12 protein-coding genes are annotated in these 13,645 nt (G+C 68.6%); 6 read left to right on the top strand and 6 right to left on the bottom strand.

Annotated elements, in window-relative coordinates:
- The first annotated feature begins 41 nt into the window (after positions 1 to 41).
- Both parE and Q4I23_RS00125 read left to right on the top strand, forming a co-directional pair.
- Positions 42 to 2,030 carry a DNA topoisomerase IV subunit B gene (gene parE, locus Q4I23_RS00120; RefSeq protein ID WP_498524929.1) on the top strand — a complete coding sequence of 663 codons (1,989 nt, stop codon included), beginning with the start codon at positions 42 to 44 and terminating at the stop codon, positions 2,028 to 2,030.
- A 124-nt stretch (positions 2,031 to 2,154) separates the two neighbouring features.
- Positions 2,155 to 2,712 (top strand): hypothetical protein, encoded by a 558-nt coding sequence (locus Q4I23_RS00125; RefSeq protein ID WP_498524930.1) that lies wholly within the window; start codon positions 2,155 to 2,157, stop codon positions 2,710 to 2,712.
- A gap of 13 nt (positions 2,713 to 2,725) precedes the next feature.
- On the opposite strand, the gene Q4I23_RS00130 is transcribed toward Q4I23_RS00125, so the two are convergent.
- Together Q4I23_RS00130 and Q4I23_RS00135 are read right to left on the bottom strand one after the other, a co-directional pair.
- The gene (locus Q4I23_RS00130; RefSeq protein ID WP_498524931.1) at positions 2,726 to 3,430 is read right to left on the bottom strand and encodes an alpha/beta fold hydrolase; all 705 of its coding nucleotides are present in this window, start codon (positions 3,428 to 3,430) and stop codon (positions 2,726 to 2,728) included.
- Between the two features lie 37 nt (positions 3,431 to 3,467).
- A complete protein-coding gene (locus Q4I23_RS00135) occupies positions 3,468 to 4,010 on the bottom strand; it encodes a hydrolase (RefSeq protein WP_237906188.1) in 543 nt (180 codons plus the stop codon).
- 277 nt (positions 4,011 to 4,287) lie between these two features.
- Here Q4I23_RS00135 and Q4I23_RS00140 point away from each other — a divergent pair, with 277 nt between their 5' ends.
- From Q4I23_RS00140 to Q4I23_RS00155, 4 genes are all read left to right on the top strand, one after another.
- Positions 4,288 to 5,853: a DEAD/DEAH box helicase gene (locus Q4I23_RS00140; protein ID WP_498524932.1), complete on the top strand. Its 1,566-nt coding sequence runs from the start codon at positions 4,288 to 4,290 to the stop codon at positions 5,851 to 5,853.
- Positions 5,854 to 5,858: 5 nt separating this feature from the next.
- Complete coding sequence (locus tag Q4I23_RS00145) at positions 5,859 to 6,101, top strand: Lrp/AsnC ligand binding domain-containing protein (RefSeq protein WP_014198771.1); 243 nt, start codon at positions 5,859 to 5,861, stop codon at positions 6,099 to 6,101.
- Between the two features lie 184 nt (positions 6,102 to 6,285).
- Positions 6,286 to 8,706 carry an LPS-assembly protein LptD gene (locus Q4I23_RS00150; protein ID WP_498524933.1) on the top strand — a complete coding sequence of 807 codons (2,421 nt, stop codon included), beginning with the start codon at positions 6,286 to 6,288 and terminating at the stop codon, positions 8,704 to 8,706.
- Between the two features lie 96 nt (positions 8,707 to 8,802).
- On the top strand, positions 8,803 to 9,528 hold the full coding sequence (locus Q4I23_RS00155; RefSeq protein WP_454016719.1) for a hypothetical protein: 726 nt from the start codon (positions 8,803 to 8,805) through the stop codon (positions 9,526 to 9,528).
- Here Q4I23_RS00155 and Q4I23_RS00160 read toward each other — a convergent pair.
- The 4 genes from Q4I23_RS00160 to Q4I23_RS00175 are packed head-to-tail and all read right to left on the bottom strand — an operon-like array spanning position 9,525 to position 13,576.
- Positions 9,525 to 11,537, bottom strand: a complete 2,013-nt coding sequence (locus Q4I23_RS00160; RefSeq protein WP_498524934.1) for an O-linked N-acetylglucosamine transferase, SPINDLY family protein — start codon at positions 11,535 to 11,537, stop codon at positions 9,525 to 9,527. The genes Q4I23_RS00155 and Q4I23_RS00160 overlap by 4 nt on opposite strands.
- Positions 11,538 to 11,550: 13 nt before the next feature.
- Positions 11,551 to 11,886 carry a YdbL family probable chaperone protein gene (locus Q4I23_RS00165; RefSeq protein ID WP_237906194.1) on the bottom strand — a complete coding sequence of 112 codons (336 nt, stop codon included), beginning with the start codon at positions 11,884 to 11,886 and terminating at the stop codon, positions 11,551 to 11,553.
- Positions 11,883 to 12,137 carry a YnbE family lipoprotein gene (locus tag Q4I23_RS00170; RefSeq protein ID WP_498524935.1) on the bottom strand — a complete coding sequence of 85 codons (255 nt, stop codon included), beginning with the start codon at positions 12,135 to 12,137 and terminating at the stop codon, positions 11,883 to 11,885. The genes Q4I23_RS00165 and Q4I23_RS00170 overlap by 4 nt, the downstream gene beginning before the upstream one ends.
- Entirely contained in the window at positions 12,134 to 13,576 is a 1,443-nt protein-coding gene (locus Q4I23_RS00175; protein WP_498524936.1) for an intermembrane phospholipid transport YdbH family protein, read from the bottom strand. The genes Q4I23_RS00170 and Q4I23_RS00175 overlap by 4 nt, the downstream gene beginning before the upstream one ends.
- Between the last annotated feature and the right edge of the window lie 69 nt (positions 13,577 to 13,645).

Here is a 13,645-nt window from a genome sequence, read left to right on the forward strand (position 1 = left end):
TGCGCTTGCGCAGCCCTGACGAAATTCCTATAACTGGGGCCATGAGCGATCTTTTCGAGAACACGGCGCGCAAGGCCGAGACCTATTCCGCCCAGGATATCGAGGTTCTGGAGGGGCTTGAGCCCGTCCGCCGGCGCCCCGGCATGTACATCGGCGGCACCGACGACCGGGCGCTGCACCATCTGGTGGCCGAGGTTCTGGACAACGCCATGGACGAGGCGGTGGCCGGCCACGCCAGCCGCATCGACCTGGAGCTGACCGTCGACGGCACAGTGGTGGTGCGCGACAACGGGCGCGGCATCCCGATCGACGACCACCCCAAATACCCCGGCAAGTCGGCGCTGGAGGTCATCCTCACCACCCTGCACTCGGGCGGTAAATTCTCCAACAAGGTCTACCAGACCTCAGGCGGCCTGCACGGCGTCGGCCTGTCGGTGGTCAACGCCCTGTCTGACCGGCTGGCGGTCGAGGTGGCGCGCGACCGCCAGCTCTACGTGCAGCATTACAGCCGCGGCCTGCCCCAGGGGCCGTTGGCCCGCCAGGGCGCGGCCAATCGCCGCGGCACGACCATCCGCTTCCACGCCGACCCCGAGATCTTCGGCGAGGCCGCCCATTTCGAGCCGCACCGGCTTTACCGGCTGGCGCGCTCCAAGGCCTACCTGTACCGGGGCGTGGAGATCCGCTGGAGCTGTGACCCGTCGCTGCTGTCGCCCGACAGCACCACTCCGGCGCAGGAGACGCTGCATTTCCCCGGCGGCCTGCTCGACTACCTGAACGCCGCCCTGAAGGAACGCCGGACGCTGACCCGCCTGCCCTTCTCGGGCGCGCTGGACTTCCCGAACCAGCAGGGGCGCGTGGAATGGGCCATCGCCTGGCCGGAGGATGACGAGGGCTTCTCGCACACCTACTGCAACACGGTGCCCACCCCGCAGGGCGGCACGCACGAGGCCGGCCTGCGCGCCGCGCTGACCCGCGGCCTGAAAGGCTATGGCGAGCTGACCAGCAACAAGCGCGCCGCCCAGGTCACCGCGGACGACGTGATGGGCGACGCCTGCATCCTGCTGTCGGTGTTCATCCGCGAGCCGCATTTCCAGGGCCAGACCAAGGAGAAGCTGGTGACGGCGGAAGCCCACCGGCTGGTCGAGGCGGCGATCAAGGATCACTTCGACCACTGGCTATCGGGCGACCCGTCCTCCTCCAAGGCCCTTCTGGAACGGCTGATCGAGAAGGCGGAGGAGCGCGCCAAGCGCAAGCAGTCCAAGGAGTTGGGACGGAAGTCCGCGACCCGGCGCCTGCGTCTGCCCGGCAAACTGGCCGACTGCTCCCGCAACTCGCCGGAGGGGACGGAGATCTTCCTGGTCGAGGGCGATTCGGCGGGCGGCTCCGCCAAGCAGGCGCGCAACCGCGAAACACAGGCCATCCTGCCGCTGCGCGGCAAGATCCTGAACGTCGCCTCGGCCTCCTCCGACAAGATGAAGGCGAACCAGGAGCTGAACGACCTCACCCAGGCGCTCGGCTGCGGGGTGGGCAAGGATTTCTCCAGCGACAAGCTGCGCTACGAGCGGGTCATCATCATGACCGATGCCGACGTGGACGGCGCGCACATCGCGTCGCTGCTGATGACCTTCTTCTACCGGGAGATGGGCGGCCTGATCCAGAACGGGCACCTGTACCTTGCCCTGCCGCCGCTCTACCGCATCAGCCACGGCGCCAAGTCGGTCTACGCCCGCGACGACGCGCACAAGGACCAACTCATGAACAAGACCTTCAAGGGCAAGAAGGTGGAGATCAGCCGGTTCAAGGGCTTGGGTGAGATGATGCCGGCCCAGCTCCGCGAGACGACCATGGACCCGGCCAAGCGGACTCTGCTGCGCGTCGTCGTGCCGAACAGCGCCGACCCCGAGCAGGCGGAGGACGTGAAGGCCACCAAGACCCGCGTCGAGGAGTTGATGGGACGCCGTCCGGAGCTGCGCTTCCAGTTCATCCAGGAGAACGCGAAGTTCGTCCGGGTCGACGACATCGACGTGTGAGTTTGAGCGCCGCCGGGACGCGCGGTCGGCTGAGCGGCGGCTCTTCCGGAAGCGCGGGCTTGCCGGTGCCGGGGTAGCGTCCCATGATTGATTGCCCCGGTCCAATCAGCAGCCCAGGCGAGCCATGACCCTCCTCTCCCGTGCCAGCCTTCTTGCCCTCTGCGCGATGGCGGCGGCCTGCACCAACGAACGCGTGGTGGCCGACCTGCCCGTTCCCGCCTACACGCTGAGCGAGGTGTCCTACGCGGCCTCCAATCGTGACCTGCGCGTGGTGATCCACGGCAATCCCTTCGGCATGGACCCGCAGACCTTCGGGCCGCTGGTGACCGCCAACATGCAGAACCGCATCTCCGGCGTGCGCACCAACTTCACCACGACACCCAACCAGACGGCGCGGCCCGACTATCGGGTCGTTCTGGCCTTCAACCCCGCCGAGACCACCCTGAATTCGTACCTGTGCAGCGGCCAGCCCCTGCGCACCAGCCCGCCCGGCGGCCCCATCGTCGTCCAGGGCGCCTTCTGCCGGGGCGGCGGAGCCCTGTCCTCGGCCACCGGCTGGCTTGATCGGCCCCAAGGGCCGAACGACCCGGACTTCCGGTCGCTGATCAGCGACATGACCTTCGCCCTTTTTCCCGCCCGCCGCGCCGACCTGGACGGTTGCAGCGGGGGTCCTGACTGCTGAGGCGGGGAGCCGCTCAGGCGTAGAGAAGCCACTGGCGCAGCAGGGCGGTGACCGCCTGCGGCTGTTCCATGGCCGACAGATGACCGCAATCCTCGATCAGGGCGAGGCGGGCGCCGGGAATGCCCTCGGCGATCTCCTCGTGCAGCGCGGGGGGCGTGATGGCGTCCTGCCGCCCGCACAGCACCAGAGTCGGACAGACGATGGCCGCCATGCCGGGCCGGCTGTCCGGGCGGTTCATGATGGCGGTCTGCTGGCGGACGTAGCCGTCCGCCCCGACCCGCTGGGCCTGGGCCTGCACCGAGTCGACCAGGGCGGGGTCCGCGCTGCGGTCGGGATGAACCAGGCGTGGCATGCCGGCAGCCACCACCTGCCGCAGCCGCCCCTGCCCCACCAGACGAACGGCATCCTGGCGCGTGGCCGTCTGTTCCGGCGTGTCCGGGCGAGCGCTGGTGTCGAGCAGGGCGAGTTTCACCACCCGCTCCGGCGCCTGCCGCAGAATCTCGAAGGCGACGTAACCGCCCATCGACAAGCCGGCGAGCGCGAATCGCGCCGGCGCCTGCGCCAGCACCGCGGCGGCAAGGGCGGCCATGGAGTCCTGGCCGGTCAGGTCGCCGACGGCCGTCTCCGCCACATCGGCCAGATGGCCGGTCTGGTGCTCCCACAGCGCGGCGTCCAGCGGCATGCCGGGCAGCAGAATCAGGGGAATCCGGTCGCTCATCCCTCTTGCTTTCTCGCTCTGACTTTGTTTCATCCGATCAGCGGATCAGGTCGAGCACCGCCTTGAAGGCCGGGATGTCCGACCGCTCCATCCACTCGAACAGAACCATTTCCGTGCTGACAATGGTCGCCCCGGCGGCGCGCATGCGGGCGATGCCAAGCTCCGCGTTGGCGGGTGTGCGCGACGACACGGCGTCGGCCACCAGCACCACCTCGAACCCCAATTCGACCAGCGACAGCGCCGTCTGCATGACACAGACGTGGGCCTCGGACCCTGCCAGCACGATCTGCCGGCGGCCGATCCGCTCCAGCCGCTCCAGAAAGGCCGGCTCCCGCGCGGCGGAGAAGGCGATTTTCTCCACCACCCCGTCCGGCGGCAGCAGGGCACGCAGGGAGGCGGCGGTCGGGCCGAGGCCCCTGGGGTACTGTTCGGTGGCGAAGGCCGGCACGCCGAGCAGCGCCGCACCCTTCAGCAACGTGGCGGCGTTGCGCTCGACACGCTCGGACTCGGCGATGGCCGGCATCAGTTTTTCCTGGATATCGACCACCACCAGGACGGAACGTTCGGAGGACAGTAGCATCGGATGGCTGCCTTTTTTCTTTGTCCGGTCAGGGCGGAAGAATCGGCTGAAACCCGCCCTTCGACCAATCTGGACCCCGGATTTCCGCGGTTTCCGCGGTTTTTTCACAGCCTAGCCGAGCGGACGCGGAACGCCAAGCGGCCCTTCCGGACCCGCGCGATGCGCGATTTCATCACAAGGTCTATTGACAGCGCCCTTTGACTTCATATTCTGCCGCACCATCTACTCGTCGGGCCGTATCGGCACGATTTTCGCACTCCAGACAGAAACAGGTTGGATGCTCTTTTCGGAACTTGGGCTTGGACCTGACGTCCTGCGGGCAATCGAGGACAAGGGTTACACCCAGCCGACGCCAATTCAGGAACAGGCCATTCCCTGGGTCCTGCAAGGCCGCGACGTGCTCGGCTGCGCGCAAACCGGCACCGGGAAGACGGCCAGCTTCACCTTGCCGATGATCAGCATCCTGGCGTCGGGCCGGGCGCGTGCTCGCATGCCGCGGTCGCTCATCCTCGAGCCGACCCGGGAGCTGGCGGCGCAGGTCGCCGAAAGCTTCGAGACCTACGGCAAGCACCACAAGCTCAGCATGGCGCTCCTGATTGGCGGCGAGACCTTCACCGAACAGGTGAAGCGGCTGGACCGCGGTGTGGACGTGCTGATCGCGACGCCGGGCCGTCTGATCGACCTGTTCGAGCGCGGCAACATCATGCTCAACGACATCAAGGTCTTCGTCATCGACGAAGCGGACCGGATGCTCGACATGGGCTTCATCCCGGACATCGAGCGGATCGTCAGCAAGCTGCCCAAGCTGCGCCAGACGCTGTTCTTCTCCGCCACCATGCCGCCGGAAATCCGCCGCCTTGCCGACGCCTTCCTGTCGAACCCGAAGGAAGTGACCGTCGCCCCGCCGGCCTCGCCGTCGGAGACGGTGACCCAGGCCATGGTCCTGGTGCACGAGGAGGACAAGCGCAAGGCGCTGCGTCACCTTCTGCGCACCGAGGACGTCAAGAACGCCTTCATCTTCTGCAACCGCAAGCGCGACGTCGCCATCCTGCAGAAGTCGCTGGAGAGCCACGGCTTCAATGCCGGCGCGCTCCACGGCGACATGGTGCAGTCGAAGCGGATGGAGACGCTGGACGCCTTCAAGAAGGGCGAGATCACGCTGCTCGTCTGTTCCGACGTGGCGGCGCGCGGCCTGGACGTGCAGGGCCTCAGCCACGTCTTCAACTTCGACGTGCCGATCAGCGCGGAAGACTATGTCCACCGCATCGGACGCACCGGCCGGGCGGGCCGCTCGGGCCGCGCCTTCACGCTGGCCAGCCCGCTGGACGGCAAGCAGGTTTCGGCCATCGGCCGTCTCATCAAGCGGGAGATTCCGTTGATCGCCATTGACGGCCTCGAGTCGGCCGAGTTCCTCAGCGAGGACGAGGCGCGCCGTGGCCGCAGCCGTGGCCGAGGCAAGGACAAGGAGCGCGGCGACCGCGCGCCGCGTGCCGAACGCCCCGACCGCGAGGAACGGGCGCCCCAAGAGCGGGCGCCCCGCGAGGAGCGGCAACCGCGTGAGGAGCGGCCCATCCGCGACGAGCGCCCGGTGCGTGAGGAACGGGTGCGCGAGGACCGGCAGCCCCGTGAGGACCGCCAGCCGCGCGAATCGCTGGCCGCAGCCGAGAGCCGCCGCCAGGAGCCGCGCCGCGATCGTGACCGCGACCGCCGCCGCCGCCGCGACGAGGATGAGGACGACACACCGGTGATCGGCTTCGGCGACCACATGCCGGCCTTCATGCTGCGCTCCGCCCGGCGCCCGGCCCCGGTCGAGTCCACCGAGCAATCCTCGCAGGAGGGCTGAGCGCCATGCAGACCATCTTCGTCATGGTCAAGTGCGAGCTGGGCAAAGCCTATCAGGTGGCCGACCAGGCCGTTCAGGACATCGAGCAGGTGTCGGAGGTGCACTCCATCTCCGGCCAGTACGATCTGCTGATGAAGTGCTACCTGCCCCAGGATCTGGACATCGGCCGATTCGTGACCGAAAACATCCAGACCCTGACCGGGGTGCGCGACACCTTCACCCTCATCGCCTACAAGGCCTTCGCCTAGGCGTTCGACGGGTGCGGAAACCGCCTCTCAGAGGCGCGGAACGGGCAGAAAAAAAGGGGACATCCGCCTGTCGCGGACGGTCCCCTTTTTCATGACTCCGCCTTACGGCAACAGACGTTGGACAATTCGCGAGACGCGCCGCGAAACCGTTGACTTGGCCGGTTGGTTACCTCAAACGTTCGGCATGTCCCAGCTCCCGTCCCGACATGCCCGGCGCGCCCGCGCCACCAGCCCGAAGATGCATCGCCCGTTGGACCGCCGGTCGCTGGTCCTGCGATCCGGCATCGTCGCCCTGATGGCCGCCTGCGGCATCGTCCTGGCCGATCTGGCCGACGCCCAGCAGCCTCCCGCTCCGACGCCGCAGGCGAACGGCGCCCCGCCGGTCGGGGCGGACCAGGGAGGACGGCTCGAGGTCGTCGTTCCGGCGTCAGGTCCGGCTGCGGAAGCGTCCAACGGCAAGCCGCAGGACCCACCGGTCCTTCTGGGTGCGGACACGGTCACCTTCGACGAGGCGAACAGCCTCGTGACGGCGTCGGGAAACGTCGAGCTGTCGCAGGGCCCGCGGACCGTCCACGCCGACACGATCACCTACAACCAGAAGACCAAGGTGGTCATCGCTTCCGGCAACGTGCGCCTGGTCGAGCCGTCGGGCGACATCCTGTTCTCCAATTACGCGGAACTGACCGACGACATGCGCGACGCGTTCGTCGAGAACGTCCGCGTGCTGATGACCGACAACAGCCGCATGGCCGGCAACGAGGGCGAGCGGCGCGGCGGGCGGCTGATCCGCCTGAACAGGGCGGTCTACAGCCCCTGCGAACTCTGCAAGACCGATCCGACCCGCGCCCCGGTCTGGCAGATCCGTGCCGCCCGCGTGGTCCAGGACAACGAGGATCACGAAGTCCGCTACCGCGACGCCTTCATGGAGATGTTCGGCGTCCCGTTCTTCTACACCCCTTATCTCTCCCACCCAGACCCGACGGTGGACCGGCGCTCCGGCTTCCTGACGCCGAGCTTTCGCAACAACTCCAATCTCGGCTTCGGCGCCATCGCCCACTACTACTGGGACATCGCGCCGGATCAGGATGCGACCTTCGACGTCGGCGGCTATTCCGAACAGGGCCTGTTCCTGGGCGGCCAGTACCGCAAGCGCTTCGAGAACGGACGGTTGCAGCTCGACGTGTCGGGAACCCAGGGTGAGATTCCCAACGGCACGCTGAAGGGCGCCGACGACCGGCGGTGGCGCGGCCATGCCTTCGCCAGTGGACTCTTCGACATCGACGAGACATGGCGCTGGGGCTTCAACCTGAAGCGGGCCAGCGACGAGCTGTATCTGCGCCGCTACTTCAACATCCGTGACGAGGTGCTGACCAGCCGGGCCTTTGTCGAAGGCTTCAACGGCCGCAACTACGCCGCGGTCAACGCCTACGGCTTCCAGGATCTGCGTTGGGGCAACCCGGTGCAGGAACCGTACGTGCTTCCCGAGGCGCGCTACAACGCGCTGGGCGAACCGGGCAGCCTGATGGGCGGGCGCTGGTCGCTGGACAGCAGCCTTCTGGCGATCGCCCGGCCGGGCAGCGGCGGTCCCGACACCCAGCGGTTGGCCGTACAGCCCGGCTGGCAGCGCGACATCTATTCCAACCTGGGTTTCATCACCACGGTCGAAGGCAGCGTCCTGCTGGCCGGCTACACCGCCCAGCGGTTCGATCCGAACGATCCGGCCGGCGGAACCGGCAACGACAGCGTGCAGCGCCTGCGCTTCTTCCCGCAGGCCACGACGACGGTCCGTTACCCCTTCGTCCGCTACGGCGAGAGCAACTTCCAGACCATCGAGCCCATCGGGCAGATCAGCGCCTCACCGAACGTCGACAACGATCCTGCTTTCCCGAACGAGGACAGCCTCGACGTCGAGTTCGACGAGGTCAACCTGCTGATGCCCAACCGCTTCACGGGCATCGATCGTCTGGACGGCGGCCTCCGCGCCACCTATGGCCTGCGCACGACGTTCCAGGGCTACAAGACGGGCTCGGCGAGCCTGTTCGTCGGCCAGAGCTTCCGTGCCGACGACACCGAGAACTTCCGCGGCGGTTCGGGGCTCGACAAGAAGTCGTCGGACTACGTCGGTCGCCTCGACCTGCGTCCGGCCGACTGGCTGGACCTGAACTACGGCTTCCGCATCGACCACGACACGCTGAAGCCGCGCCGCCATTCGGTCAACGCATCGGCCGGCGTGCCCCTGCTGCGCCTCTACAGCACCTACACCTACGTCGACCAGACGGAAAACCCCTACGTCGTGGAACGGAACGAGGTCGAACAGGCCAGCCTCACCCTGGCGTCGCAGTTCTCGCAACACTGGTCGGCCAGCGTGTCCCATTCCCAGGCGTTCCGCCCCGATGCGGGGCCGCGCTCCAGCGCCGCCGTGCTGCGCTATCAGGACGAATGCCTGATCTTCGAGACCATCGCCCAGCGCGACTACACCACCATCCAGAACGGCGAGGAGGAAGGAAACACCATCTTCTTCCGCTTCGTGTTCAAGAATGTGGGCGAGTTCCGCACACCGGGCATCAGCGCCGGGTTCCTCGGCCCGTCCGGAACCAGCAACTGACCTGAAAGGGCTTTTCCTGCCAAGGTCAAGGGGTTGCATCGGACGGCCGATCTGGGTAGCCATAGCACCCTCCTCTTCCGCTCGGGTTTGCTGCACATGGCCTTGGGACGCTACGACTACGAACGCCGTTATCGCCGCCGCTTCTGGGCGGGGTTCGCGAAGTTCGGTCTGTTCGCCGCCGTTCTCCTCGGTGTCGGTCTGTTCGCCTACCAGATGGGCATCGAGCAGTTGAAGGGCCGCGACGTGACGTTGCGGGAGGAGATCTCCACCCTGTCGCGCCAGAAGGCGGAACTGGAACTGCTCGCCAGCCAGATGCAGCACGCCGCCCGAACGGCGGAGGCCCGCGCGGCGGAGTTGGAGGCCCGGCTCCAGCGCGAGGTGCCCTCGGGCGATCTCGCCCGGCTGGCCGGCCTGGTGTCGGAGCGCTTGAAGGGCGGCATGGATCCCAACCGCCTCGCCTTCGTCATCGCTCAGGTCCAGGCGGTGCGCAACTGCCAGCCGGCGGAAACCAAGCGCTTCGCCCTGGCCACCCCCCTCCTCAAGTCGGGCAACCGCAGCACCAGCTTCAACAACGGCGCGGTGACGGTCAGCGGCGAGGGCCAGTCGTCGCGCAACGCACAGGGCAACGCCGAAAGCTGGTTCGATCCGTCACAGCCGGTGACCATCAAGATCGCCGGGATGGGCGGCAAGGAGACGGTTGCCAAGGGCGTTCTGCCCTTGCACCAGACGGTGGTGATCGACAACACCGAGTACCGTTTCACCTTCGCCCCCGGCGCCCGCTCCTTCGTGGAGGTGACCGCCGACCGCTGCCCCTTCCCTTAATCCTCGTCCCGGACGGCAAACGGTCGCGGCGCCTTGCCGGCCATGTGGATGTCCCACATGGTCGCGTAGGCACGCTCCAGGGCACGGGCCAAGCGGTCGGTGTCGAACAGCGGCGCACGCTCCCTCTCTGCCATGAGACGCGCCTTCAGCCGGGCGATGCCGTCCGGATCGCCGGCCAATCGCACGGCTGCGGCTTCATAATCAGCAAGCGAACGGGTGACCAGCTCGGGCAGGCCGACGGCACGCAGCAGGCTCGTCCCGACACGGGACGCGAATCCTTCCCCCGCCACCGTCAGCATCGGAAGGCCGGCCCACAGCGCGTCGCTGGCCGTGGTATGGGCTCCGACCGGCGTGGTGTCCAGGAACAGGTCGGCCAGACGGTAGCGCGCCAGATGCTCCGCCGGGGGACGCCGGGGCGCGAAGACCAGCCGGTCCGCCGCCACGCCGCGGCGCACCGCCTCCCGCCGCAGATTAGCGCTCGCCTCCGGATGGCTGTCAAGCAGCCACAGCACGCTGTCCGGCACAGCGCGCAGCAGCCGGCACCACAGGTCGAACAGGGCCGGCGTGATCTTGTAGGCGGCGTTGAAGCAGCAGAAGACGACGCCCCGCTCCGGCAGGCCGCAGGCCGCTCGCAACGGAGTCCGACCGATCGGCCGCCTTCGGTCGTTGGGCTGGTAGCAGGCCGGAAGCTGAACGATCCGCTCCGCGTAGAAGGGCTGGTGATCGAACGGCGTGACCAGAGGGTCGCCGATCACGTAATCGATGAATCCGGCGCCCATCGTTCCCGGATAGCCCAGCCATTGCGCCTGCACGGGGGCGGGACGATGGGCGGCGATCTCCGGCCGGGCGTGCTGGGTGTAGCCCTTGAGGTCAACCAGGATGTCCACGCCGTCCGCCCGGATGCGCGCCGCCGCGTCGGCGTGGGAACAGGCGGCAAGGTCCACAAAGCGGTCGAAAGCGGCAGTCAGCCGGCGCCGCATCGGTCCGCCGTCGTCCGGGCCATAGCTGCAGCCGACGATCTCGACCCGCTCCCGGTCGTGGCGCTCGATCAGTTCAGCGATGAGGGCCGCGGTGGCGTGCTCGTGAAAGTCGGCGGACAGATAGCCGACGCGCAGGCGACCGCGTGCTCCGGCGTCGCGGCGCATCGGTATGGCGGCGATGCCCTGCGCCCGCCACTCCGCGTAGCGGCGGGCGCAGGCCAACTCCGCCCCCGGGCCGGCGCCTTCGCCTAGGAAGATCCAGGGGTGGACCTGCCGCGTCGCGCCGCCGCGCACCAGAGCGGCCAGTTGCGCGGAGCGCTCCGCCAGCCCGTTCCAACGGCAGAGATGCCGCATCTGCTGAACGAGTTGGGCGAGCACGCCGCCCGCGTCGGGCAGGCCGAGCGCCAAGGCACGTTCGAAAGACGGCAGGCTGTCCGCGAGGTGCCCGGCCTCCTTCACCACCAAACCAAGATTCGCATGGGCCTCAGCCAGATCGGGGCGAAGCGCCAAGGCGTTGCGGTAGCAATGGGCGGCGGCCTCCGGCTGACCGCGCTCCTGCACCACCGTGCCGAGGTTGAGCCAACCGGGAACCAGAGCGGGGTCGAGCGACACGGCCCGGCGCAACGCCGTCTCCGCCGCCTTGCGGTGGCCCAACGCACGGAGCAGGACACCCTGGTTGCAGGGGGCCGGGGCGAAGCGCGGCATCAGCCGCGCGGCCTCGCCATAGGCGTCCACCGCCTCCGCGGTGCGGCCCAACGCCTGGAGCGTCAGGCCAAGGTTGAAATGGTTGCCGCCGAAATCCGGCAGCCACGACAGGGCGGCGCGGTGGTGCGCCTCGGCCTCCGCCGCCCGCCCCTGCCGCCGCAACGCATCGCCGAAGGCGGAGCGGGCCACCGCCTCCTCCGGCGTGCCCGGCTCGCCCAGCGCGTCGAGCGCACCGAACAGCCCGGCCAGCGCCGCGGAATCGCCCGGTGCGGCGGCCAGAGCCGAGCGGCAGGCCCCGATCCGGGCGCTGAGGTCGGCGGTCATGGGCGCCGGTGGCTTACTTGCGGACCCAGCGTCCGCCCGACAGCACATACTGGCCGGCAGGAGTCCGCTCGATCAGCTGCTTTCCGGCCAGGGCCTGGACCTGATCCACCGAGGTGCCGTTGCTTCCCGCGATCTCGCGGTAGCGGGCGATGCGCTGGGCGTTGACCTGCTCGGCGAGTTGAGCCGCGGCAGCCGGCGCGCCGGGGACTGCCCCGACCAACCCGTCCGGCCGCTCGCCGATCTGCCCGGCGGCCTTGGCGGCGCCCAGGGCGTCCTGGGCCGGCGCCATCGCAGGAACCGACAGGGCAAGCGCCAGGACCAGCCCGGCGGCGGCAAACATGCGCTTCATGGCTTTCTCTCTCCCTTCGCGCCGCTGTCCGAAGGCAGTCCGAACAGGGCCGGATCGTCCGCGATGGCCTTTTCCAGGTCGCGTTCGACCTTCACCCGGACTTCCTGTTCGATCCGGATGTTCAGGTTGATCTCGATGGGCTTGTCGGGCGCCTCGACCTTGACGGTCGGGGTGCAGGCGCCCATTCCGGCCCCCAACCCGGCGATCAGTGCGGCGGTCAGGACGCGCCGGCTTCGAACGGTGTGTCTCATGGATTCTTTCGTTGGAACTCCGTCATGCGATCACGCACCGTCTCGGGAATGCGGTAGGTGTCCAGGCTCTGCCGCAGGATCCGGTCGAGCGCGCCGCTCACCTTAAGGTTAAGCGCGACCGGATAGCCATCGTAGAATGCCGGATTGGACCCACGGATGGCGATGCCGACCGCCAGCTCTCCGCCAGCCTGCCCCTCTACGGTGGCGCTCAGCGTGTCATAGCGGAAATCGGTCAGCGCCCCCATCAGCAGGGCGGTCGGGCTGCCCTCCTCCCCCATCAGGAAGCTAGGCGGATTCTCGGGATCGTAGCGCAGCGTGCCGGGACCGTCGGCCTCCAGCAGCCCACCGTCCAGATGGACGGAGTCCGTCCTGATGCGCACCGGCAGGCGCCCGCTGACCGTTCCGCTGGCCTCCAGCCCGTCCACCGCGACCATCGCCAGCATGGGACCGAGATGGACTCGCTCCGCCCGCAGCGTCACCGTTCCGCGCGGCGCTGCCGGGTCGATGTCGAACGGGTCCGCCCGCAGCACGCCGCCGGCCCAATGCCACTCGGCCCGCTCCACGCTCAGCCGGCCCTTAGCCCCATAGCCGAAGCGGAGGGTGCCGTCGGTCAGCGGCAACCCGACGTCGAGCAGCTTCACCGCCAGCGTCTGACCGGGCGCGACCACCGGGGGAAGCAGGCTGGGAAAGGACAGAACCCCGTTGATCCCGCTGGCGGCGACCGGCCCGAACTGCCCGGCGAGGTCGGCGAGCAGCAGGTCGCCCTGGGCTTTCAGCGCCGCGCCGTCCCAGGTGAGTCGGGCCTTGGCGGTCAGGGTGCCCACCGTTTCGGCGATCGTGCCGGCGCCCGTCCAATGGGTGAGGACCGGTAGCCCTTTGGCCGGGGCGGTCAGCGTCGCCTGCCCGCGGTGGGTCGCGCCGTCGCGTGTCATGGTCAGGCGCAGCGTCCCGCCGGCCGTACCCCGCGGTGTCGCCAGCGTCACCGCGGAGTCGGCGAGCTGGATGGTGTCGATGGGAATCACGACGTTTCCGCCGCCCGCCGCGCCGCCGTTGCCTCCCGCCGCGGCGGAGCCGGTCAATGGATAGCCGGCGATGCGCAGGACGCCGTCCTTGGCCACGTCCAGCCTCAGGCGGACATCCGCAAGATCCAGCCGTTCGATTCGCCCCTCCAGAAGGACGTCCGTCGGATGGCGGATGGTGAGCGTTCCAGCGACCGTGCCCTGCCGGTCCAGGCGGACCACGGCGCTGGTCTGCTCCACCGACAGGTCGGTCACCGTCACGGCGGCGTCCGGGAAGCCGGCACGGCGCAGCGCCTGCGTGGCGGCGGTGGCGGCCAGATCGGTCCGGTGCTGGACGGCGAGGGCGACCGCGCCACCGATCAGCACCAGCTTCACCAGCACCAACCATCGTCTCAACCGCCGCACGCTTTGCTGCCGCACGCCCCACCCCTCGCCGTCCAGATTGCCATCGGTCTCTTTCGGGTATGAACACCCGAAAGACAGTCTATC

It is taken from the genome of Azospirillum sp. UFLA03-27, assembly GCF_059803775.1.

What these genes read in the sequence shown, in the direction of transcription:
- parE (WP_498524929.1), top strand. Translation starts at nt 42, where the DNA reads ATGAGCGATCTTTTCGAGAACACGGCGCGCAAGGCCGAGACCTATTCC.
- Q4I23_RS00125 (WP_498524930.1), top strand. Translation starts at nt 2,155, where the DNA reads ATGACCCTCCTCTCCCGTGCCAGCCTTCTTGCCCTCTGCGCGATGGCG.
- Q4I23_RS00130 (WP_498524931.1), bottom strand. Translation starts at nt 3,430, where the DNA reads ATGAGCGACCGGATTCCCCTGATTCTGCTGCCCGGCATGCCGCTGGAC.
- Q4I23_RS00135 (WP_237906188.1), bottom strand. Translation starts at nt 4,010, where the DNA reads ATGCTACTGTCCTCCGAACGTTCCGTCCTGGTGGTGGTCGATATCCAG.
- Q4I23_RS00140 (WP_498524932.1), top strand. Translation starts at nt 4,288, where the DNA reads ATGCTCTTTTCGGAACTTGGGCTTGGACCTGACGTCCTGCGGGCAATC.
- Q4I23_RS00145 (WP_014198771.1), top strand. Translation starts at nt 5,859, where the DNA reads ATGCAGACCATCTTCGTCATGGTCAAGTGCGAGCTGGGCAAAGCCTAT.
- Q4I23_RS00150 (WP_498524933.1), top strand. Translation starts at nt 6,286, where the DNA reads ATGTCCCAGCTCCCGTCCCGACATGCCCGGCGCGCCCGCGCCACCAGC.
- Q4I23_RS00155 (WP_454016719.1), top strand. Translation starts at nt 8,803, where the DNA reads ATGGCCTTGGGACGCTACGACTACGAACGCCGTTATCGCCGCCGCTTC.
- Q4I23_RS00160 (WP_498524934.1), bottom strand. Translation starts at nt 11,537, where the DNA reads ATGACCGCCGACCTCAGCGCCCGGATCGGGGCCTGCCGCTCGGCTCTG.
- Q4I23_RS00165 (WP_237906194.1), bottom strand. Translation starts at nt 11,886, where the DNA reads ATGAAGCGCATGTTTGCCGCCGCCGGGCTGGTCCTGGCGCTTGCCCTG.
- Q4I23_RS00170 (WP_498524935.1), bottom strand. Translation starts at nt 12,137, where the DNA reads ATGAGACACACCGTTCGAAGCCGGCGCGTCCTGACCGCCGCACTGATC.